Genomic DNA, 21,490 nt, shown 5'->3' with positions numbered 1-21,490 from the left:
CCGGCGAGGCGGGGTGTCGGTCGGGCGTCCCGGGCGCAGGGTGAGGGGAGGAGAGGGGTCGCTTGTGACGACCCGATCACCCTAGTCCGTGTTCTCCCAGCCTGATCTGCAGGCTGGCGCAGGATGGGCCTCCCCGGAGCGGATCAGCTGCGCAGCTCGCGCAGGAGCAGCGCGGTCGAGACCGCCGCCTCGGCCGCCTCGCGCCCCTTGTCCTCCTTCGAGCCGGGGAGCCCGGCCCGGTCGATGCCCTGCTGCTCCGTGTCGAGGGTGAGCACACCGAAGCCGACCGGCTTGCCGGTCTGGATCGACACCGTCGTGAGTCCGGAGGTGGCGGCGTCCGAGACGTACTCGAAGTGCGGGGTGCCGCCGCGGATGATCACGCCGAGGGCGACGACCGCGTCGGCCCCCGCCTCCAGCGCCGCCTTGCAGGCCACGGGCAGCTCGAACGAGCCGGGTACGCGCACGAGCGACCAGGAGGCGCCGGCCTCGTCGAGTGCTCGGCTCGCTCCAGCGATTAGGCCGTCGCTGATCTGCTCGTGCCAGGTCCCCGCGACGACGACGACGCGCAGGCTCGAGCCGTCGACGGGGGAGGTGATGGGGGCGCCGCTACCGGCCATTGCTACTCCTTCATGGTGGCGCCGGGGAGTCCGGCGTCAAGGGCGAGGCCGGGGAGTCCGGCATCGAGGGGGTGGGGGTCGAGGACGCTGTCCAGAGCGTGGCCCATCCGGTCGCGCTTGGTCTCGAGGTAGCCCTCGTTGAAAGCACCGATCCCGACCACGAGCGGGACTCGCTCGGCGACGACGATGCCGCGGTCGGTGAGCTGGCGGACCTTCTCGGGGTTGTTGGTGAGCAGGCGCACCTCGCGCAGGCCCAGGTCCTCGAGGATCCCGACCGCCGCTCCGTAGTCGCGGGCGTCGGCGGGGAGTCCGAGCGCGAGGTTCGCCTCGAGGGTGTCGAGGCCGTCCTCCTGCAGGCGGTAGGCGCGCAGTTTGTTGATCAGGCCGATGCCCCGGCCCTCGTGGCCGCGGAGGTAGACGACGACGCCTCCGTCGCGCTGGATCGTGTCGAGAGCGGAGTCGAGCTGCGGCCCGCACTCGCACTTCAGCGAGCCGAACGCTTCGCCGGTCAGGCACTCGGAGTGCACGCGCACCAGGGTGGGTCGCCCCGCGGAGTGGCCACCGGCGAGGATCGCGACGTGGTCGGCTCCGGTCTGCCGATCGCGGTAGGCGCGGATCCGGAACGGGCCGTGGCTGGTCGGCACCGTGGTCTCGACCTCGAAGCTCACCCGAGGGCTCTCCGGCACCGAGACCGCCACGGGCACCTCGGTGTCGCAGTGGAACTCCTGCAGGTAGGCGATGAGGGCCGCGACCGTCGTCACCGGTACACCCTCGCGCTCGCCGAGGGCGATCAGCCCGGGCAGCCGCATCATCTCGCCGTCCTCCGCGACGATCTCGGAGATCGCGCCGACGGGGTACAGATCGGCCAGCTTCATCAGGTCGACCGCCGCCTCGGTGTGCCCGTCACGTTCGCGCACGCCGCCCTCGACGGCACGCAACGGCAGGACGTGCCCGGGTCGGTGCAGCCGGTCGGGAGTCGCCTCCGGGTCGGCCAGCACCCGGAGGGTGTGCGCGCGGTCGGAGGCGCTGATCCCGGTCGAAAGGCGGTCGGCTGCGTCGACCGAGAGCGTGTACGCGGTGCCGCGCGGGTCCTCGTTCTCGACCACCATCAGCGGCAGCGCGAGGCGGTCGGCGATCTCGTTGGTCATCGGCGCGCAGATGAATCCGGAGGAGTGGCGGACCATCCAGGCGATCGTCTCCTGGCTGGCCAGCTGGGCCGAGACGATGACGTCGCCCTCGTTCTCGCGGCCCTCGTCGTCGGCGACGATGATCGGCCGTCCGGCGCGCAGGGCGGCAACAGCCTCGGGGATCGTCGCGAGGCTCACGAGCGTGCCTCGGCGACCTCGCGCAGCGCGAGCATCCGCTCGACGTGTCGGGCCAGGATGTCGGTCTCGATGTTGACCTGCTCGCCGATCGCGCGCGCACCCAGGGTGGTCACGGCGAGCGTCTCGGGGATCAGCGAGACCTCGAACCACTGCTCCTTCTGGGCGGCCGGGCTAATCGCTGAGACGGTCAGCGAGACGCCGTCGACCGCGATCGAGCCCTTGTCGACCACCAGCGCAGCGAGCCCCGCCGGCAGCGAGAAGCGCAGTACCCGCCAGGCCTCGCCCGGGGTGATCCTGAGCAGCGTCGCGGTGCCGTCGATGTGGCCCTGGACGATGTGCCCGCCGAGCCGGTCGCCGACCAGCGCAGCGCGCTCGAGGTTCACCGGGTCGCCCACGCTCACGCCGTCCAGGGTTGACATCCGCAGGGTCTGCGCCATCACATCGGCGGTGAAGCCCTCGTCGGTGTGCTCGACGACGGTGAGGCAAACACCCGAGACCGCGATCGAGTCGCCGCGTCGCACGCCCTCGACGGCCAGCGGGCCGCGGATGCTGAGGCGGACGGCGTCGGTGCCGGACTCCACGGCCGTCACGATGCCCCTCTCCTCGATGATTCCGGTGAACATCAGTGCGTCTCCATCTGCAGGGCGTGGGGGCGGCGGGCCGGGGCCCCGGCACCGCCCGCGGGGAGGGCGTCGGGGCGGGCGGTCACGAGCAGGTCGTCGCCGAGGACCTCGACCGAGCGGAGGGAGAGGCGTCGAGCGTCGCCGATGCTCGTCACGCCGAGGTCGCCGAGCGCGAGGCGGGGCCCGCCGAGCAGGGCGGGCGCGAGGAAGACGAGGTACTCATCGACCAGCCCGGCGGCGACGAGGGCGGAGGCGAGGGTCGGCCCGCCCTCGACGTAGACGCAGCGGATCTCGGCGGAGTAGAGGCGCCCGAGGACGGCGACGAGGTCGTGAGTGCGCTCGAACATCGCGGCTCGGGGGTGCGCGTGTAGTTGGGCGTCGGGAGGGACGGATCGGGTGCCGACGACGACGGGCACCGGCTGGTGAGCGAGTAGTTCGCCTCCGTCGCCGCGGGCGGTGAGTGCGGGGTCGTCGGCGAGGATGGTGCCGGTGCCGACCAGGATCGCGTCGTGCGCGGCGCGCTGCTCGTGCACGCGTTGGCGGGCCGCGGCTCCGGTGATCCAGCGGCTGCTGCCATCGACGGCCGCGGTGCGACCATCGAGCGTCGAGGCCCACTTGAGCGTGACGAAGGGGCGGTGGCGGCGGGTCGCGGTGAGCCACGGGTGTAGGAATTGCTCGCCCTCCTCGGCGAGCACGCCCTCGATCACCTCGACGCCGGCCGCGCGGAGGGTGCGCCCGCCGCCCGCCGAGCGCTTGCCCGGGTCGGTGACGGCGTAGACGACGCGCGAGACGCCGGCCTCGATCAGGGCGCCGCTGCACGGGCCGGTGCGCCCGGTGTGGTCGCAGGGCTCGAGCGAGACGACGGCCGTGGCTCCGGAGGCGGCGCCCGGCGCGACATGCGAGAGCGCGTCGACCTCGGCGTGCGCGGTACCGGCGCCACGATGCCAGCCCTCGCCCAGCGCGGTGCCGTCGGGCGCGAGGATCACGCAGCCCACGCGCGGGTTGGGTCCGCGGGAGGGCCCGCGCTCGGCGAGCGCCAGCGCTCGGCGCATCGCGTGCTCGTAGTCGATCGTCATTCCCGGTCTTCCGTTCGTCGCGGAACTCCGGGGTCTCGATCGACGGTGCGCGGGCACCGTCGCTGCGCATCGCGCAATGATGCGCGACGCTTGTGCTGCCTCTCCTCCGGACTTTCACCGTCGGTCCTGGAGTTCCACCAGGTCAACCGCCGCCCCTCGGGAGGGGCTACGGCTCGCGGACTGTCACCGCCGGTTCGGAATTCTCACCGACCCCGGAGCACATGCTGTCCGGTCAGCCTACCCACCTGTCGCGGGGTGGCAGGCTCCGCGGGTCACACTCGCGGGGAGCGGTCGGCTTCGGGCGAGCGCGGTGCGGAGTTCGGACGTCCGAGCGCAGCGTCGACTTCATCGTCAGGAGCGCTTGTCGGCAGGTCAGTTCTCACGCATCCGATGCGCCGACTTTGTACCGTCGCAGTTCGACGATGCGCCAAAGCGTCGGAACGCCCCACCCGACGATCGGCCAGATTGCGAAGAAGTTCTGGGGGAACGAGTAGTCCGGAATTATCATGATTGCTACGATATTGAGCCCCACAAAGGCACAGACGCCGAGGAGGTAAATGCGTAGATTTCGAAAAGCGCGCCTGCGACGCTCCTGATAGTTCACTGTCCTTGTTTCCTCTCATGTCGATCAGGTCCGGGCTCGGGGTCGGCAGAAGTGATCTGACGAGCGGACGCACGACCGATATCACCACGGCCTCGTTCCGCCGGCCGGGCTATCCCCGAACTCTTGACCGAAGCCGAGCCAGGAGGGTGAAGACCACGACGATCGCCACCAGCTCGGCCATCTGCAGCAGGTGGACGCCCCAGTCGATCGTGTTGTTCCAGATCCCCTCCAAACTGGTGTACGTCAGGTACATGGGCGAGATCGTCGTGAACCAGGAGACCGCATCCGGCAATGACTCTCGCGGAATAACCACGCCGGACGTGAACAGCAGGACGAAAAAGACCGTGGAGCCGATCAGCTGAAGCGTTCGTGCGCTGAAAGCGAGCGAGGCGATCAGCTTGGCGATCGAGACGAAGGCGAAGTAGGCCACCGCCAACACGAGAGCGAAATGCCCGATATTGCCTCGGAACTCAACGTCTCTGTACGTGACGAAGACGTAGACCGTGACCAGTGAGACCGCCGCGAAGACGATCAACAGGTAGGCGGAGGACTCGATGACGAAGCGTTGCCAGGCCTTGAGCGGGAACAGAGACGAGGCGTCGGTGATGCCGGCCTCCTTCTGGTTGGCGAGGTCGTTCGTGACGCCCATCAGCGTGAAGTTTCCGATCAGGAAGGTTGCATCTATCGCCACCAGGGAGTTGTAGTAGCTGGTTCCCGTGCTCGGATCCTGGTGGGACCCGAACGAACCACCGAAGATCACGATCAGCACGATCGGAAAGATCAACGTGAAGAAGAGGGCGATCGGCTCGCGCCAGAATCGCAGGATTTCTATACGCACGCATGCCGCGACCACGGCGAAGGACGTCATGTCATCCTCCTGTCATCGGCGCGCGTCGCTAGCTGATAGAGGTCCTTAGCGGTGGTGGCAACGAGAGGCTGGTCGGGGAAAAACTCCCTAAGCTCCTCGCCGGAGAAGGCGAAGTAGCTGATGCCGTCCTCGTGCTGGACCCAGGGGAGACCAACCTGCGGCGATCGGGTCGGCACGATGACTTTATGCGTATACCCGTAGGTGGCTAGAAACTCTGCTCTGCTGCCGTCGAACTGGATGCCGTGGTCGACGACGAGGACGTTGTCTGCGATCTCGAAGAATTCACTGAGGTCGTGAGACGACACCAGCAGGTCGATGTTCTGGCGCTGAAGCAAGCGGATGACTCGCATGATCCTGTCCGTGACGTCGATGTCGATACCGGCCGTCGGTTCGTCGAGAATGAGCAGTTCTTTTCTGCCGATGATCGCGAGGAAGAGCGACAGGCGCTTTTTCTGTCCGCCGGACAGGGCCGCGGCGTACGCACCCGCGATCGACGCGATGTCGAGCAGGTCGGCCACCTCGGTGAGATCGACTGTCGGTGCACTCGTGCGCGTGAGGTACATCGTCCGATAGAGGTCGACGTACTCGCGGACACGCACGCTCTTCAGAAAGGCATCGTTTTGGAGCTGAAGGCCGAACCGGCGCTTGGTCTCCTGGGTGATCGACCGTGTTCGATCCGAGAAGATGCGGATCTCACCTGCGTCGGGCCGCTGGAGGCCGGTCGCCAGCCGGATAAGGGTGGACTTGCCCGCACCATTGCGCCCGACCAGAAACGTCAACCCCGAACTGAGCTCGAAGCTGTCGTCCTGAAAGACGGTCGTCGCTCCGAACCGCTGAGTGACGCGGCGGAAACTGATACTGCCGCTCAAGATGCTGCCGCTCCTGTACGAGACCTCGGTGTTGGGGCCCGTTTGGTCAGCGGGTCCATGCGTGTTCCTCTGCTTCGGTGCTGACTGTGGTCGTGGAGCGCGACGATCGAAGCTGCCACCGCTGGCCGGAGCCCTCGATACCGGTGACCGCCGGAGATGATCGAGGCCATTCGCGTCAGAAGGAATGTCACGTTCGTGTCACAGTAACGAGGACGGTAAAAGTGCGCAACCCTCACGAGTTGCTCTCGGTGTCGGAGGAAAGCGCAGGGGCGCAGCCGCCGTGTCCGCCCGGTGGCCAGCGCACCTCCGGCTACCCTCGGTGCGATGGACGAGGACAGGTACGGGCAGGACGTGCTCGCGGGGGACTGGCGGGCGCGGGGCAGGGTCGAGGTGGCGGTCGTCGAGGCCGAGCGCGATCTGGTGGTCGAGGAGGTCGCCTCCGGTTTCGTCGGTGCCGTGCTCGGCGTGGAGCTGCGGATGGTGCGGCTGGAGGACCGGTTCGGCAAGGTCCGCGTGTTTCCGCTCGGTCCCGGGTTCCTTCTGGACGGGAAGCCTGTGTCGCTCAAGGCGCCCGGGCTCAAGCGCGACGCCAACCTCGGCCGCGCACGCTCCGCCTCCGGCTCCTTCCACATCGCCGAAGCGAAGGCGCGGGTCGCACTGCCCAGCCGCATCTATGTGGAGGGACGGCACGACGCCGAGCTGGTCGAGAAAGTCTGGGGCCACGACCTGCGGATCGAGGGGGTCGTCGTCGAGTACATCGAGGGCGTCGACAACCTCGAGGAGCTCGTCCGCGAGTTCCGGCCAGGGCCCGGGCGTCGCATCGGCGTGCTCGTCGACCATCTGGTGCGTGGGTCAAAGGAGTCGCGCATTGCCGATCGGGTGGCCGCCGGCCCGCACGGCGCCCACGTCCTCGTCGTGGGCCACCCCTACATCGACGTCTGGCAGGCGGTGAAGCCCGCCCGGATCGGCCTCGAGCACTGGCCCGAGATCCCGCGCGGCATCGAGTGGAAGCACGGCATCTGCGAGGCGCTCGGCTGGCCGCACGAGGAGCAGGCGGACATCGCACGCGCCTGGCAGCGCATCCTCGGCCGCGTGCGCACCTTCCAGGACCTGGAACCCGCGCTGCTGGGCCGAGTGGAGCAGCTGATCGACTTCGTGACGGAGTCAGCGTGACCCGCCGCGTGGGGCTCGCGCTCGCACTCGATACGGTGCTCGTCCTGGTGTTCGTGCTGATCGGGCGGAGTAGCCACGACGAAGGCTCGGCGCTGCTGGGGTTGCTCGGCACGCTCTGGCCGTTCCTCGTCGCGCTCCTCGCGGGCTGGGCGGTGTCGCGCTCGTGGCGGGCGCCGGACCGGATCGCACCGACCGGACTCGTCGTCTGGGCGGTGACCGTGGCGGGCGGGATGCTGCTCCGGATTGCCTCGGGCCAGGGCGTGCAGTGGGGCTTCGTGATCGTGACGGCTGTGGTCCTGGCCGTGTTCCTCCTGGGCCGCCGCGCGCTGACGCGGCTGGTCGGGCGCTGGCACTAGCCCGACCGCCTGCTCGGCCGAACCGTCCGCGCGCCCGTGCCCGCGGCGCACTCCTCGGCGACGCCCTGTCGCGCCGCACACACGGCGCGCCTCCTGCTGGCACCCTGTCGGCATGCCCCACCTGCTCGCCGTGTGCCGCGTCGCCCGCCTCCTGCCCGATTCCGGCACGGTCGGCGTGACCGCGATCGACAAGCGGCCGGTCGATGGCCCGGTCGGCGTGCGCGACCTAGGACTCTACGGCGATGTCCAGGCCGACCGCGCGCACCACGGCGGTCTCGACAAGGCGCTGTACGCCTACTCCGAGGAGGACGCGCTCTGGTGGGCGGAACGTCTGGATCGGCCGATGGCCGCAGGAAGGTTCGGCGAGAACCTGCGGATCGAGGGGTTGGCTGTGAGCGGCGCCGTGATCGGCGAGCACTGGCGGATCGGCGCGTCCGTCGAGCTGGAGGTGACGATGCCCCGGACGCCGTGCGCGACGTTCCAGCGCACGCTCGGGGAGCCGCAGTGGGTGAAACGTTTCGCCCAGGAGGGGCGCACTGGCGCGTACCTGCGGGTGGTGCACCGCGGCTCGGTCGAGGCGGGCGATGCCGTCGAGGTGTTCAGCCGGCCCGAGCGCGGCGTCCCGGTCGATCGGTGGTACCGCGAGCACAGCCCGGTCGACGCGCAAGCGCTCCTCAACGCGGAGGCGGCGGGATCGCTGCGCCCGGCGCCGGCGCTGCGCGCAAGCATCGAGCGGGCGCTCGCCTGAGACCGGCTACTCGCCGCGCGCCTCGCGCACCAGCGGCGCGATCTGCTCCTCGGAGTGCTCGGGAACTTCTTGCGCACTTTCGCGGTCACCTCGCGCACCACCTGGTCGAGATCGGTCGTCCTTGTCATCGCCGACGACGATCGGGCTCGTCTCGCTGACCCAGGCGTTGCCCATCCGGCCGTACGGCTGGTCGGGTGCGTCGAGCTCGGTGATCTCTCCGCCGTAGGCGGGGGCGCCGTCCTCGCAGCCGAGGACGACGACCTCGTTCTCGGCCGTGCCCTCGCCGTGGACGCCGGGGCACTGATCGTTCGTGGCCGGGACGGCGCCGGACGCATCGCGCACCTCGATGCCGGTGCGTCCCTCCGCGGTGCCGACTGTGGTGAGGAACGTGCCGTCCTCCAGGACGATCGACGAGCCCACCACCGGCCCGGACGCCGCGAGCGCCGAGTGGATCCGCGTGGTCCTGCGCTCGGAGGCCGACGGCGGCGTTCGGGGCCGGCGCCGCGCACTCGCTGAGAGATCCCCGCGCGCCGGTGACCGTTCGTTCGTCGCAGAGAGTCGTCAGACGGGCGGAATGACGACTGTCCGTGACGAATCACCGGGGCGAAAGGTTCAGCAGGCGGAGGCGGGGTCCGGCGTGCGGGCTGGGAGGATGGGGGGATGACCTCGACGCTGCTCGAACGGATGCCGACGCCTGACGCGGACGGGAGCATCGACGACGACGAGGTGTACCTGGCCTTCACCGAGTGGGCGGAGTCCCGCGGTCTGCCGCTCTACCCCGCGCAGGACGAGTCGATGCTCGAGATCGCCTCCGGCTCGAACCTGATCCTCTCGACGCCCACCGGCACCGGGAAGTCGCTGGTCGCGATCGGCGCGCACGCCGCGGCCCTCGCCTCCGGGCGCCGCAGCTTCTACACCGCGCCGATCAAGGCGCTCGTCTCCGAGAAGTTCTTCGCGCTGGTCGAGGTCTTCGGCGCCTCGAACGTGGGCATGGTCACCGGTGACTCCTCGGTGAACGCCGACGCACCGATCATCTGCTGCACGGCCGAGATCCTCGCCAACCTCGCGCTCCGGCATGGCGCGGACACCCCGGTCGACCAGGTGGTGATGGACGAGTTCCACTTCTACGCGGATCCGGCGCGCGGCTGGGCCTGGCAGGTGCCGCTGCTGACACTCCCGCAGGTGCAGTTCGTGCTGATGTCGGCGACCCTGGGCGATGTGACAGCGCTTGCCGCCGACCTCAGCCGCCGCACGGGCCGCGAGACCGCCCGGGTCACCGGCGTCGAGCGTCCGGTGCCGCTGCACTACTTCTACGAGATCGCGCCGATCCACGACTCCATCGAGGAGCTGCTCGCGACGAACCAGTCGCCTGTTTATGTTGTGCACTTCTCGCAGGCTGCGGCGCTCGAGCGCGCGCAGGCGCTGACCAGCGCGAACATCGCCACCCGCGAGCACCGCGACCGCATCGCCGAGGTGATCGGCGGCTTCCGCTTCACCACCGCCTTCGGCAAGACCCTCTCGCGCCTGCTGCGGCTCGGGATCGGCGTGCACCACGCGGGCATGCTGCCCAAGTACCGCCGCCTGGTCGAGCAGCTCGCGCAGCAGGGGATGCTGCGGGTGATCTGCGGGACGGACACGCTCGGCGTCGGCATCAACGTCCCCATCCGCACGGTGTTGCTCACCGCGCTGACCAAGTACGACGGCACCCGGCTGCGCCAGCTCTCTGCCCGCGAGTTCCACCAGATCGCCGGGCGCGCCGGCCGCGCGGGCTACGACACCGCCGGCACGGTCATCGTGCAGGCACCCGAGCACGAGTCCGAGAACCGCAAGGCCCTGGACAAGATGGGCGATGACCCGAAGAAGCGGAGGAAGTGGGTCGCCAAGCGCGCGCCGCAGGGCTTCGTCAGCTGGGGCGAGCCGAGCTTCCGCAAGCTCGTCGATGCGGAGCCCGAGACGCTGACCTCGCATATGACCATCACCTCGGCGATGCTGCTGAACGTGATCGCCCGCGGCGGCGACGCCTACACGAACGTGCACGCGCTGATTTTCGACAACCACGAGCCGTGGCAGCGCCAGTTGCAGCTCGCCCGCCGCGCGCTGGGCATCTACCGCACGCTGCGGGAGGCAGGCGTCATCGAGCAGAGCGTCGGTGCGGACGGTGTGCCGCGCATCCGTTTAACCGTCGATCTGCAGCCGAACTTCGCGCTGAACCAGCCGCTCTCGCCGTTCGCGCTCGCCGTGTTCGACGTGCTCGACCCCGAATCGCCGAGTTTTGCGCTCGATGTGATCTCGGTGTTGGAGGCGACGCTGGATGATCCGCGCCCGATCCTCGGCGCCCAGCAGTTCCAGGCCCGGGGCGAGGCCGTGGCGGCGATGAAGGCGGAGGGGATCGAGTACGAGGAGCGGATGGAGCTGCTCGAGTCGGTCACGCACCCCCAGCCGCTCGCGGAGCTGCTCGCGGCGACGTTCGAGACCTACACGGCCGCCCAGCCCTGGGTGAAGGACTTCGAGCTTTCGCCGAAGTCGGTCGTGCGCGATATGTACGAGCGAGCGATGTCGTTCGGCGAATACACCGCCTTCTACAAGCTCTCGCGCTCGGAGGGACTGGTGCTGCGCTACCTGTCCGACGCTTTCCGCGCGGCCCGGCAGACCATCCCCGACGAGCTGAAGAACGAGGAGCTACACGATCTGATCGAGTGGCTGGGCGAGCTGGTGCGCCAGGTCGACTCCTCGCTGGTGGACGAGTGGGAGGAGCTGGCGAACCCGGCGCTGCACGCGGCGGACCAGCCGATCGTGCCGCCCGCTCCGCGCCGACTCACCGCCAACCACCGCGCTTTTCGCGTGTTGGTGCGCAACGAGCTGTTCCGCCGGGTCACCCTCGCCGCGCTCGACGACCACGAGGCGCTCGGCGAGCTGGACGCGGCCGCCGGCTTTGACGCCGACGCGTGGGGCGCGGCGCTGGACGACTACTACGACGAGCACGGGAGCATCGGCATCGGGCCGGACGCGCGCGGGCCCGGGATGCTCCTCGTCACGGAGGAGCCGACGCACTGGCGGGTGCGGCAGATCCTCGACGACCCGGCGGGCGACCACGACTGGGGCATCTCGGCGACGGTCGATCTGGCGGAGTCGGACGAGCAGGGTGCGGCCGTCGTCCGCGTCACCGCGGTGGGCCGGCTGGACTGATCAGCGGCCGCGCTTGTCCCGGCGCTGCATCTCGGCGGCGATGTCCGCCTCGGTGATCTCCTTGCGGGTCGGCCCCCAGATCGACGCGGCCTGGCCCACGACGCCGATCCCGATGCCGACCATCGGCCAGATCGGCCAGAAGTAGCCGTCGGCACCCGTGGCGACCCAGATCACGGTGGTGATCGCCGACACGCTCGCCCAGCCGCCGACCGACCCCAGGAAGTCGCGGCGCCGCTTGACCTCGCGCACCGCCAGCGCGCGCTCGGCGTCCTCGACGCGAGCCGGCTCCACCGCCTCGCCGGAGTCGGCCGCCGGAACGACCTCCGCGGACCGGTCGCGCCGCGCGGACGGATCCGGCGTTCCCCACTCGTTCGTCATGCGGTCAGCCTACGCAGGACGCGTCGGTCTCGACATGCCGGTTGCGCCCGCCGACGAATCGGGCTGGTCGTACTGGCAGAGACTCAGCGTGGACGTGGATTGGGCTTCGGTACCTGCGACACGGGAGTCACTCGGAACGGTGTGGGGTTCGAGACCACCTGCTGGCCGTCCTTGACCCGGATCGTTCGGGGCTGCGGTGGGTTCGGCATACGACTGGGCCCGCTCTCTCCCTCACGAGGAGGAAACATTGACAGGTAGATTCTCGCGCACAACGGTGCTAGGAGGAAGCGGGCGGCATGATCCCCGACGGGCCGGTCCGGGAGCCGGGAGAGGCGCCGGACGGCCTCGTCGGCGTCCCAGTCCGAGCGGAGCGGGTCGGGGCCGAGGTGGCCGACGGCGCGGGACTCGTCGCGGGTGGCGAGGAGCTCGACGACGGGGAGGTCGATACCCTAGAGCGTCGAGCCGTCGTCGAGGCGGAGGCGGACGCGCACGTCTTTCTGCACGGACCGGAGGACGACGCGGCCGGGGCGGTCCAGGAGCCCTGCGTCCGCAGGTGGGTGTGCAGCGTCGATCCGCCGGAGAAGCGGGCGAGGAGGTGCTTGCCGTGGGTCTCGTGCCCGAGGATCCGTAGGCCGGCGAGGGAGCTGCCGGCCGTGTCCCCGGAGCGCAGCTCGCCCTCGAGGACGGTGCACACTGTCTCCCTCGGGCATCCTCGAACTCTAGGAGCCGTGGCTCGTCGAGGTCAGGGTCGCGCGGGGTCAAGCGCCGCGGTACGCCTGCTGGTAGGTGCGCGTGCTGCCGTCGGGCGCGGTGACCTCGATGGTCGCCGTGCCGGCCTTGATCGGCGTGAGGACGGTCACGGTCTTCACCGTGAACGACTGGCCGGGCTTGACCGTCTTCCTCGTCGTGCTGCCGTAGACCGTCGTGATCTCGATTGAGACCGGCTCGGACCCGTTGTTGACCGTCGAGACGGTCAGCGTACGGAGCACCGCGAGGCGCTTCGTCGAGGCGGTGGTGGCCACGTCGATGGTCACCGGGGTGGTCTCGGGCAGATCGAGGCCGACGACGACCGGGTCGTGGTCGCTGGAGCGGTACGCCGAGGTGTCGTAGAAGATCGTCGCGTTGTAGTCGTAGCGGCTGTACTCCAGTGCCACGGACTCGCCGCTGTTGATGTTCCAGGTGTCGACCCCGGCGACCGTCTTGTCGGCGGCGGGCGAGGCGAAGACGTGGTCGAGCGAGCCGACCGCGCCGTCGAACGAGTACGAGTACGTATCGTCCTTCGCGCCCTGATCGATGTAGCCCGCGTCGGTGATGACCTTTACCGGGTCCTCCTGCGAGTAGGCGTTGAAGTCGCCGAGCAGGTAGACCAGCTCGGTGGCCTTGTCGGTGCCCAGTCGGTCGGCGAAGGCGACGAGGGAGGTCGCCTGGGCGACGCGCGACGCATTCGAGGCGCCCTGGCCGTCGCCCTGGTCGGCGTCGGCGCCCGATCCCGAGCCCTTCGACTTGAAGTGGTTCACGATCGCCACGAACTCGCTCGCGCTGTCGCCGATCAGGCGGAACTCCTGGGCGAGTGGCTTCCGGGCGTTCGAGAAATTCACCGTGTCGTTGAGCACCACGGACTCGCCCACCGGCTCGATCACGGCCTTCTTGTAGATGAAGGCGGTGCGGATGACGTCCTCGTCCGCGAGCGCGGGGAGTGCGACGGGGGAGGGGACGTGCGCCCAGACCTCGGAGCCGACGGCCGCATTGAGTGCGGTGGTCAGGGTGGCGAGGGCCTCATCGCGCGGCGTGCCGAACTTGGCCGAGTTTTCGATCTCCTCGAGCGAGACGACACTGGCGCCGAGGGCGTTGATCGCGGTCACGATCTTGGCCTGCTGGCGCTCGAGGTCATCGGCGTTCGCCGCTCCGCGCGCGTCGCAGCCGCCATTCACGGTGACGGGGTCTCCGTCGCGGTCGGTGAAGAAGGTGCAGCCGCTGATCGAGTCGCCCGTGGTGGAGAAGTAGTTGAGCACGTTGAACGATGCAATCGAGAGGTCGCCACCGACGGCCTCGGGCTTCGCGGTCCGGGTGTTCGCGAACGTCGCGGGCTGAACGTCGCGGGCATTATCGGCCGTGACCTGCGTGGTGGGCTGGAAGGCCCAGCCGCCGTTGCGGTAGTCGAGGACGATCGGGCGGGAGAAGCGTGCCGGAGCGCCGACGCGGATCGGCTCGGTCGGCGTGAGGTAGGGCAGCGGGATCGCCTTGTTCGCGGCGGCGCCGAGGAAGTTGATCGAGGCGCCGTCGTCGAGCGTGACCGCCCGGGCGGCGTTGTCGGCCACGACGGCGGCGAGCTCCGGTGAATGGGGACGCGCGACCTCGGTCGGCGTGAGCAACGGGGATGTGCCGGCGGCGAGGCCGACCGAGCCGTAGCTGTTCAGGTCGAAGGTGTCGGTGACGGTGTAGGCCCCCTGCGGGGCGATCAGCATGCTCTCGAGCGCCTCGCGCTCGGCGGTCGCACGCGGGAGTGCGACGGCTGCGGGCACCGGAGCGGCGGCGGTGTCGAGCGTGACGACGGTCGCTGCCGAGGTCGGCGTGAGCTCCGTCAGCCCGTTGTACTCGCTGACCGCGCCGGTGATGCGCAGGTGGTCGCCGATCGCGACCGAACCGACGGAGGCGGAGGAGAAGACAAAGACAGCGTCGGACGCGGTGCGCGTGCTCTCACCGCCAGTGCCGGGGGTCTGGATCACATAGCCGTTGTAGCCGCCGGAGGGGTAGCGTGCGGTGACCACGCCGGAGGTGGTGACGGTGTGACCGGCGAGCGGAGACGTGTCTGCGGTGCCCTGGATCTCGGCGATCGAGACGGCCGGGATCTCCGCGGGCGGGCTCGTCGGCGGAATGGTGGGCGGCGTCGTCGGCGACGTAGATTCGGTACCCGCGGTCTGCGGGGTCGGCTCGCCGAGCACGAAGTCGGTCGCGTTGACGTCGGTGTCGCCGGTGGCGGTGTCCGCGCGCGCGATCGTCTGCGTGAGCGAGGGGACCGTGGCGACGGCGGATTCGAAAGTGTTCGAGGTGCCGTAGCCGACGAGGTCGATCACCGCGTCCGGCTGGGCGGCGGCGGCGGTGGGCGGCGTGATGAGCGCGGTGGTCCCCTCGACCAGGAAGAGGGTGCCGCCGGCCGCGGCCATGTTCAGGCCGTTCGCGCTCTGGTCGGGCGTGGGGAGGGCTTCTCCGTTCGTCCCATTGCTGGCGCCCGCGAGCAGGAAGTGGCCGCCCGCCGGGACGGAGCCGGTGAGCGGCACGGTCGTGGTGGGATTCGCGGTGCCCGTCGCGGAGCGGTACTGGATCGAGAGCCCGCCGAGGGCGATGTCGGCCGCGGTGGGGTTGTAGAGCTCGACGTAGCGGTTGCTGAACGCCGCGCCGGCGGAGCCCCCGCGGGCGAAGATCTCGCTGATGACCAATTCGTCGCCGGCGGTGGCGGCGGTGGCGGGAGTCGCGACCAGCGCCGTGGTTGCCAGGGCCAGGCCGGTCAGGGCCGCCAGACCGGGCCTGCGTCGGCGGTCGGGTGGGGTGAGAGAGTCGGGCATGGTGGTCCTCTCGATCGCCGCTCGGAAGAGCGGTCGCAGCGTCGTCGCCGCGCGGCGCGGCCCGGCACACCCCCGGACGGGGTACGTATAGCTACACTATGCGGTGCGGGTGCCCGGCCTGTGAACCGGACATCTCATGAACGTAAACTCATCCACCGACATCGGGGCGTGCGCCCGGTGGTCAGGCCCAGTTCGGACCGCACGGCGCCACCGCGTCGACTCCGTAGAGGCCGTCAAGGCCGCAGAGTCCGAAGAGGTTTCCGGTGCGGAAGCTGGCCCGATCGACCGGTCCGCCGGTGGCGTGCACGAGGGGGAGGGGGCGGTCGCGGGCGATCCGGACCGACATCCCGAGGGACTCCCAGAAGAGAGCGACGAGTGCAGCGTCCGCGGCGGCTGTGTTTCCGCGCGGAGCCCAAATGTCGAACCCGACCACGGAGCCCGCGACCACGGCCGAGCCGATCGAGTCCACGCCGATCGAGTCCACGCCGATCGAATCGGCGGCGGTCGAACCGCGCACACCGTCCAGACGTTCCCGCGTCGCCACGATCAGGTCAATGACCCGCTCCGAGACCACCCGTGCGCCGTCGGGTTCGATGGTGTCCAACATTGCCGTGCCTTCCGCTCTCCTTCTCGCGGGAACGATTTTACAAGGCCCGGTCCAGAAAACGGCACTCGCGGCCCGTTCGCGGCTTCGCGCGTCACACTCGTCCGATGATCTCCTGTGAGCTGGCCCGCGCCCTGCGCACCGCGGGCGTGCGCTGGACGCCCGTGACCGGCGACCACTTCCGCATCGAGCGGGACGGCTTTGACGGCGACGTCTTCACCGTCAGTGAGATGACGATCGAGGCGCACGAGTATCCGAGCGGGACGGTCCTGGGCTTCAACGGCACCACGGAGTGGGCACTGGACTCCGTCTCGCTGGAGGACTCGCTCTGGCTGCCGCGGGAGGACCAGTTACGTGAGCTGCTCCGCGGGACTTTCCGCTCCCTCCGCCGGGTGACGGAGCCGCAGCTGCGGTTCGTCGTCGAGGTCGTGCTCGGCGGGCAGCTGCGGAACTTCGACGACGCGGCGGCCGAGAACGCCTACGCGCAGGCGCTGCTCGCGCTGGTCAGCTCGGTCGCGGTCGACCTCGACGACGTGGACGCCCTCGAGGGCAACGTGCTCGACGCAGACACGGTGGGTGCGCCGTGCCGGGCGGACGAGCGCGCCTAGCCAGCGGGACCCGGGGCGATCTGGATTGATCTAGGAGGCGGCTTTCTCGGCCGTTGCAGGCTTCTTCGTCGGCCTCTTCTTCGCGGGTGCGGCGCCTTTCTCGGCCGTGTCGGCCTTCCCGGCCGCCTTCTTCTTCGCGGGAGCCTTCCTTAGCGTCGCCGTGGGGGGCTTCTTCGCGGCGGCCTTCGTTGGCGACGATGCCGAGGCTTTCTCCGGATCCGCCTTCTCCGGATCCGCCTTCTTCGGGGCTGACTCCGCCGCCGCCGCCGCCGCCCCGCCCCGCCCCCGCCCCCGCACCCTTCGGTCCGCGGCTGCGCTCGACCGAGCGCCTGAGCGCCTCCATCAGATCGAGGACCTCGCCGCCGCTGCCCTCCTCGAGCGACGAGAACTCGACCTCGCGCACCTCATTGGCCCAGAGCAGGGTCTGCAGCATCAGCAGCGTGCCGCGCACGCGCAGCGCGGCGAGCCGGGTCTTCTGCCGCAGCGCGAACTCGACGATGGCGGTGCGGTCGGTCTGCTCGAGGGTGCGCCGCAACAGGACGTAGGCCTTGGGGGAGGAGGAGTCGGGCTCGAGGATGTATGCGCGGTCGAACATGATCGGGTCGACCTGCTCGCTGGGCACGAACTGCACGACGTCGATCTCGCACTTGCGCTGGTACCGAATCCGGCCGTCGATAGCCCTCACGCCCCCGCTGAGGGAACCCCGGACCGTCGAGGGAGCCCGCTGTCACGGGCGGTCTCGAAGGTCCGGGGTTCCCTCAGGGGGGAGGGGAGGGGGAGGGAGGAGAGGGGGGAGGGGAGAGGGAGGAGGGCCGCCGCGATGCGGCGAGCGCAATGGAGGGGGGAGTGGTCGTCGGAGTGGACCTCGAGGTCGTAGTGGACGCCGAGGTGTACGTGCTCGGCCTGGCGGGCGGCCATGCCGGAGGTTCGGTCGCCGCGGGCGACCTCCCGGGCGGTCGCTCTTTCGGCGCGGCAGCGTACGCCAACCCAGAACACGTTCAGTCCTACGAGACGGCTGCGCAGTCGGGCCTGAGACGTGCCGCCGTCCAGCAGGACGTCGTCGAGCACGATGCGAGCACCGGCGCCGGCCATCGCGACCAGGCCCGCCAGCCAGGCCGCTTCGAGCCGGCGGAACCCGTCGCCGAGTTCGACCTCGCCGTCCTCTCCGTAGGAGACTCCGGCGTCGTCCCGACCGTCGAGATGCGGCGGAAGCGCGTCGATCAGATCGTCGATGGAGAAGCGGAGCCAGGGGCCGGGGAGGGCTTCCTGGAGGCATCGCGCGATCGTGGTCTTGCCCGAGCTGGAGCCGCCGTTGAGGACGAGGAGATCAGGAGTCACGAGGGGCCCTTCCGGTCGTGAGTGTCTCGGAAGCCTATGCCCCGGGAACGACGGAGCCGTCCGGACGTCGCGCAGGGCGACGGCCGGACGGCTCCGGGGTGGTGGCGGCTAGCTAGCCGCGCTCGGCACGCTGGCGGCGCAGCGCGGCGAGCGCGAGCCCGCCGATGCCGCCGGTGATCAGCAGCGCGCCGAGGCCCAGCGGCAGCTCGATGTCGGCTCCCGTCGCGGCCAGGGGCGGGCGGCCTCCGGGGTCCGGGGCGACGGGGATCGGGGTGCTGCTCGTGGTGGGAGCGGTCGCCGGGGGGACGGTCGGCTCCGCGATCGGGGGTATGGGCGGCTCGGCGGTCGGAGTCACGGTGGGCTCCGGAGTCGGCGTGGTCGGGTTCTTCTCGGCGTCGATCGCGGAGGTGTCCGCGGCGAACGAGGCGGTGACGAACGCGATGGCCTTGGACGTGATGCCCAGTGCCTCCTGGTTGATGTTGTCGATGTCGTCGGCGGCGGAGTGGTAGTTCGGGTCGTGCGTGATGCCGGCGGTACCGCCGAACAGCGCGACCTCCTCCTCCGTCTTGACGTCGTCGGCGCCGGTGAAGACGCCCGAGGACGGGATGCCCACCGAGATGAAGCCGTCGTAGTCACTGCGACCGTCGAAGGCGGTGTCGATCCAGGGCTGGTCGATCGAGTCGAAGTAGTCGGTGAAGGCCTTCTCGGTCGCGATCGAGCCGGCCGGAACCTCGACGGGAGCCTCGAACGAGGACTCGTTCGCGTCGTACACGGAGATCACGTAGTTCGGTGAGGCGACCATGTCGAAGTTCATGTAGGTCGTGATCTTCGAGGCGTCCTCCTGGGACAAGGAGTCGACGTAGGTGTGCGAGCCGACCAGGCCCACCTCCTCGGCGCCCCACCAGGCGAAGCGGACCGCGTTCGTGGTCTCGCCCGCGGCGGCCAGCTGCACGGCCGTCTCGAGCAGCGTCGCGGATCCGGAGCCGTTGTCGTTGATGCCGGGGCCGGCGGGCACGCTGTCGAGGTGCGCGCCGAGCATGACCACGTTGTCGTGGTCACCCCCCGGGGTCTCGGTGAGGATGGTGAAGGTCGCCACCTCGGTGGTGGTCTGCTCGATGAGCACCGAGACGCTGGCGGGCAGGGCGGCGAGAAGCGCCTGGCCCTCGGCCTGGGTGAGTCCGACGCCGGGGATCGCGGCCTCGTCCTGTGCGCCAAACGTGCCGTTAAGGGCGTCGCTCGGAGCGTTGTCGTAAATGAGGATCGCCGAGGCGCCCGCGGCACCGGCGGCGATCGACTTCTCGAGGAAGCTGCAGGAGCCGCGGCTGACGAGCGCGACCTTGCCGGTGGCGTCGAGTCCGGTCCAGGCATCGGCGGTGCAGCCCAGCGGATCGACGGGCGCGATCAGCTCGCCGGTCACGCCGCCCTCGGGTGTCGACGGGGTGAACTCCATCGGGGTGCCGACGGCGCCGGTGCCGGTGGTCAGCGTGAACGTGTCGATCGTCTGGGTCGAGGTGGTGAAGTCCTGGCGTGTCGTGGTGTAACCGGCGGATGCGAGGACCGCTTCGACGTACTCCCCGCTCAGCTCGTAGCCCGGGGTGCCGATCGCACGGGTGCCGCCGTTGGCGTCCGCGATGGCCTGGAGCGCCTCCAGGTGCGTCATGATGCCGTCGACCGTCACGGTGTCGGCGAAGTCGACCGGCTCGGCGGCGTTCGCCGTCGGGGCGAAGGCGAGACCGGCGACGAGGGCGCCCGCACCGATCACCGCGCTCGAGCCGATCAGTGAGCGGCGTCGTCGGCCGTTCAGGGTGTTCGTGGTGGTTCGCGCCACTGGGGCTCCCTCTCGTCGAGAACGGGCCGCCGCGTCGGCGGTCCGGTCGCGTTCCTCCCTGAAGACTGGGAGGGAATCGCGTCTTCTGCGAGGGTATTCACAGGAAGGGGCTCCGCCCAGTCCCTTCCTGCCAGATTTCATCCGCTCGAAACACGGCGGCGTTCAGACCGTCGCCGGGCTCTCGGCCCACTCGCGGAGCATCGCGAGGGTCTCAGCGGGGCGGTCGCGGTGCGGGCTGTGGCCGGCGCCGACCACGACGGCGTAGCGGATGCGCGGGTTGGCCCGCAGCACCAGGGCGGCGAGGGCAGGCGGGAGCATCGTGTCGACCTGCGGGTCGCCCGCCAGCACGAGGACAGGCGGGCGCAGGCCGGGCAGGTCCGCCAGGAGGTCCCACGGGTCATTGTCGTCGATCGTGGCGGCCACGGCATCGGGATCGGCGGCCCGGATGGCGGCGAGTTTCTCGGCCCGATCGCGCTCGCTCCAGAGCGGCTGCGCGGCCGCGAGCTGCTCCGCCGACACCGCGAGAGCGGCGAGCTCGCCCGCGCGGACCTGCGCGCGCTGCTCCGGAGCGAGCCGCAGCACAGGATCCAGCAGCGCCAGGCGCCGCGCCCAGCCGTGGTCGCGGGCGGCAGCGCGCACCGCGACCGCTCCGCCGAGCGAGTGCCCGACGACGAGGTCGAACCGCCCTTGTGCGAGGGCGTCGTCGGCGTAAGCGTCGAGTCGGTAGGAGCCGTGCCGCGGGGCATCGCCGTGGCCGCGCACATCGGGTGCGGTGACGCTCCAGCCCGCGGCGGTCAACTCCTCCGCGAGGCGCCACCAGGTGCGGCCCGTGCCACCGAGCCCGTGCAGGAGGAGTGCGCTGCCCGCCGTCATCGTCCCTGGAGCCTCAATCGAACCGCGGATCGCGACCGGTGCGCTCGCCGGTCGCGAGTCCCGCGATCGTCGCGAGATCCTCCTCGTCGAGGGTGAAGCCGAAGACGTCGAGGTTCTCGCGAATTCGCTCCGGGGTCACCGACTTCGGAATCACGACGACGCCGAGCTGTACGTGCCAGCGCAGCACCGCCCGCGCCGGCGAGACGCCGTGCTTCGCCGCCACGCGGGCGAGCGCAGGCTCGCCGAGCAGTCGCCCCCGGGCCAGAGGGGACCAGGCTTCGGTGACGATGCCGTGGGCGGTGTCGAAGGCGCGCAGCTCCTCTTGCGGCAGCCTCGGATGCAGCTCGACCTGGTTGATCGCGGGAACGACACCGGTCTCCTCGAGCAGGCGCTGCACATGCTCCTCGGCGAAGTTCGACACGCCGATCGAGCGGGCCCGCCCCTCGCTCTGCAGGCGCTCGAGCGCGCGGTAGGTGTCGACGTAGCGGTCTCGGGAGGGCATCGGCCAGTGCACGAGGTAGAGGTCGACGTAGTCGGTGCCCAGCAGCTCGAGGCTGCGGTCGAAGGCGGCGAGGGTCTCGTCGAAGCCGTGGTCGTCGTTCCAGACCTTCGTGGTGACGAAGACCTGCTCTCGGGGGAGGCCGCTCGCCCGGATGCCCGCGCCGACGCCGCGCTCGTTGCCGTAGAGGGTCGCGGTGTCGACGTGGCGGTAGCCGGCCTCCAGCGCGAGGGCGACCGTGCGGGCCGCCTCCTCGTCACCGATCTTGTAGACGCCGAGCCCGAGCTGGGGGATCGCGCGGCCGTCATTGAGGGGGATCAGGGGGACGCTCATGCTTCCCATGCTGGCATGTAC

22 protein-coding genes and 1 riboswitch are annotated in these 21,490 nt (G+C 70.2%); of the genes, 5 read left to right on the top strand and 17 right to left on the bottom strand.

The window, feature by feature from the left end; genetic code table 11:
• Positions 1-143: 143 nt before the first annotated feature.
• The 7 genes from ribH to C1O28_RS09710 all read right to left on the bottom strand — a co-directional run bounded on the left by ribH (position 144) and on the right by C1O28_RS09710 (position 5,982).
• Positions 144-617: a 6,7-dimethyl-8-ribityllumazine synthase gene (gene ribH, locus C1O28_RS09735; RefSeq protein ID WP_097165422.1), complete on the bottom strand. Its 474-nt coding sequence runs from the start codon at positions 615-617 to the stop codon at positions 144-146.
• Positions 618-619: 2 nt separating this feature from the next.
• Positions 620-1,942, bottom strand: coding sequence for a GTP cyclohydrolase II (gene ribA / locus C1O28_RS09730; RefSeq protein WP_097165423.1), 1,323 nt, complete (start codon positions 1,940-1,942; stop codon positions 620-622).
• A complete protein-coding gene (locus C1O28_RS09725) occupies positions 1,939-2,565 on the bottom strand; it encodes a riboflavin synthase (protein ID WP_097165424.1) in 627 nt (208 codons plus the stop codon). Before C1O28_RS09725 ends, ribA begins: the two co-directional genes overlap by 4 nt.
• The gene (gene ribD / locus C1O28_RS09720; protein WP_237397893.1) at positions 2,565-3,641 is read right to left on the bottom strand and encodes a bifunctional diaminohydroxyphosphoribosylaminopyrimidine deaminase/5-amino-6-(5-phosphoribosylamino)uracil reductase RibD; all 1,077 of its coding nucleotides are present in this window, start codon (positions 3,639-3,641) and stop codon (positions 2,565-2,567) included. Before ribD ends, C1O28_RS09725 begins: the two co-directional genes overlap by 1 nt.
• Before the next feature lie 90 nt (positions 3,642-3,731).
• Positions 3,732-3,864, bottom strand: a riboswitch (FMN riboswitch).
• A 156-nt stretch (positions 3,865-4,020) separates the two neighbouring features.
• Entirely contained in the window at positions 4,021-4,149 is a 129-nt protein-coding gene (locus C1O28_RS15855) for a hypothetical protein (RefSeq protein WP_258058667.1), read from the bottom strand.
• 205 nt (positions 4,150-4,354) lie between these two features.
• Positions 4,355-5,113 carry an ABC transporter permease gene (locus C1O28_RS09715; RefSeq protein WP_097165425.1) on the bottom strand — a complete coding sequence of 253 codons (759 nt, stop codon included), beginning with the start codon at positions 5,111-5,113 and terminating at the stop codon, positions 4,355-4,357.
• Entirely contained in the window at positions 5,110-5,982 is an 873-nt protein-coding gene (locus tag C1O28_RS09710; protein WP_160487481.1) for an ATP-binding cassette domain-containing protein, read from the bottom strand. Before C1O28_RS09710 ends, C1O28_RS09715 begins: the two co-directional genes overlap by 4 nt.
• 324 nt (positions 5,983-6,306) lie before the next feature.
• On the opposite strand from C1O28_RS09710, the gene C1O28_RS09705 reads away from it, so the two are divergent.
• The 3 genes from C1O28_RS09705 (at position 6,307) to C1O28_RS09695 (ending at position 8,259) form a co-directional block, all read left to right on the top strand.
• Positions 6,307-7,155, top strand: coding sequence for a DUF3097 domain-containing protein (locus C1O28_RS09705; RefSeq protein ID WP_097165670.1), 849 nt, complete (start codon positions 6,307-6,309; stop codon positions 7,153-7,155).
• On the top strand, positions 7,152-7,511 hold the full coding sequence (locus C1O28_RS09700; RefSeq protein WP_097165427.1) for a DUF3054 domain-containing protein: 360 nt from the start codon (positions 7,152-7,154) through the stop codon (positions 7,509-7,511). The genes C1O28_RS09705 and C1O28_RS09700 overlap by 4 nt, the downstream gene beginning before the upstream one ends.
• Positions 7,512-7,623: 112 nt before the next feature.
• Entirely contained in the window at positions 7,624-8,259 is a 636-nt protein-coding gene (locus tag C1O28_RS09695) for an MOSC domain-containing protein (protein WP_097165428.1), read from the top strand.
• 6 nt (positions 8,260-8,265) lie between these two features.
• Here the strand turns inward: C1O28_RS09695 and C1O28_RS09690 are convergent, their stop codons facing one another.
• On the bottom strand, positions 8,266-8,682 hold the full coding sequence (locus C1O28_RS09690) for a hypothetical protein (protein ID WP_202129285.1): 417 nt from the start codon (positions 8,680-8,682) through the stop codon (positions 8,266-8,268).
• Positions 8,683-8,919: 237 nt separating this feature from the next.
• Here C1O28_RS09690 and C1O28_RS09685 point away from each other — a divergent pair, with 237 nt between their 5' ends.
• Positions 8,920-11,445 carry a DEAD/DEAH box helicase gene (locus C1O28_RS09685; RefSeq protein WP_097165429.1) on the top strand — a complete coding sequence of 842 codons (2,526 nt, stop codon included), beginning with the start codon at positions 8,920-8,922 and terminating at the stop codon, positions 11,443-11,445.
• Here C1O28_RS09685 and C1O28_RS09680 read toward each other — a convergent pair whose 3' ends face one another.
• The 4 genes from C1O28_RS09680 to C1O28_RS09670 all read right to left on the bottom strand — a co-directional run bounded on the left by C1O28_RS09680 (position 11,446) and on the right by C1O28_RS09670 (position 15,993).
• On the bottom strand, positions 11,446-11,823 hold the full coding sequence (locus C1O28_RS09680; protein WP_097165430.1) for a 2TM domain-containing protein: 378 nt from the start codon (positions 11,821-11,823) through the stop codon (positions 11,446-11,448).
• A 277-nt stretch (positions 11,824-12,100) separates the two neighbouring features.
• Positions 12,101-12,517, bottom strand: coding sequence for a DNA-formamidopyrimidine glycosylase family protein (locus C1O28_RS15935; RefSeq protein ID WP_097165431.1), 417 nt, complete (start codon positions 12,515-12,517; stop codon positions 12,101-12,103).
• A 64-nt stretch (positions 12,518-12,581) separates the two neighbouring features.
• On the bottom strand, positions 12,582-15,386 hold the full coding sequence (locus tag C1O28_RS09675) for an ExeM/NucH family extracellular endonuclease (protein ID WP_097165432.1): 2,805 nt from the start codon (positions 15,384-15,386) through the stop codon (positions 12,582-12,584).
• A gap of 181 nt (positions 15,387-15,567) precedes the next feature.
• Positions 15,568-15,993, bottom strand: coding sequence for a hypothetical protein (locus C1O28_RS09670; RefSeq protein ID WP_097165433.1), 426 nt, complete (start codon positions 15,991-15,993; stop codon positions 15,568-15,570).
• A 104-nt stretch (positions 15,994-16,097) separates the two neighbouring features.
• On the opposite strand from C1O28_RS09670, the gene C1O28_RS09665 reads away from it, so the two are divergent.
• Positions 16,098-16,598: a pilus assembly protein CpaE gene (locus tag C1O28_RS09665; protein ID WP_337189886.1), complete on the top strand. Its 501-nt coding sequence runs from the start codon at positions 16,098-16,100 to the stop codon at positions 16,596-16,598.
• Here C1O28_RS09665 and C1O28_RS09660 read toward each other — a convergent pair.
• The 5 genes from C1O28_RS09660 to C1O28_RS09640 form a co-directional block, all read right to left on the bottom strand.
• Positions 16,495-17,283: a Ku protein gene (locus C1O28_RS09660; RefSeq protein WP_208643690.1), complete on the bottom strand. Its 789-nt coding sequence runs from the start codon at positions 17,281-17,283 to the stop codon at positions 16,495-16,497. The two genes, C1O28_RS09665 and C1O28_RS09660, sit on opposite strands and share 104 nt — an antisense overlap.
• Positions 17,280-17,936 carry a chloramphenicol phosphotransferase CPT family protein gene (locus C1O28_RS09655; protein WP_127821492.1) on the bottom strand — a complete coding sequence of 219 codons (657 nt, stop codon included), beginning with the start codon at positions 17,934-17,936 and terminating at the stop codon, positions 17,280-17,282. The genes C1O28_RS09660 and C1O28_RS09655 overlap by 4 nt, the downstream gene beginning before the upstream one ends.
• Positions 17,937-18,048: 112 nt before the next feature.
• Complete coding sequence (locus C1O28_RS09650; RefSeq protein ID WP_160487480.1) at positions 18,049-19,764, bottom strand: M28 family peptidase; 1,716 nt, start codon at positions 19,762-19,764, stop codon at positions 18,049-18,051.
• Positions 19,765-19,926: 162 nt separating this feature from the next.
• Entirely contained in the window at positions 19,927-20,637 is a 711-nt protein-coding gene (locus C1O28_RS09645; RefSeq protein WP_097165437.1) for an alpha/beta fold hydrolase, read from the bottom strand.
• Positions 20,638-20,650: 13 nt separating this feature from the next.
• Positions 20,651-21,469, bottom strand: coding sequence for an aldo/keto reductase (locus tag C1O28_RS09640; protein ID WP_202129284.1), 819 nt, complete (start codon positions 21,467-21,469; stop codon positions 20,651-20,653).
• Positions 21,470-21,490: the final 21 nt, after the last annotated feature.

The sequence above is a fragment of the Rathayibacter rathayi genome, assembly GCF_004011095.1.
Taxonomy (GTDB): domain Bacteria; phylum Actinomycetota; class Actinomycetes; order Actinomycetales; family Microbacteriaceae; genus Rathayibacter; species Rathayibacter rathayi.
This window is presented reverse-complemented; position numbering and strand designations above follow the sequence as displayed.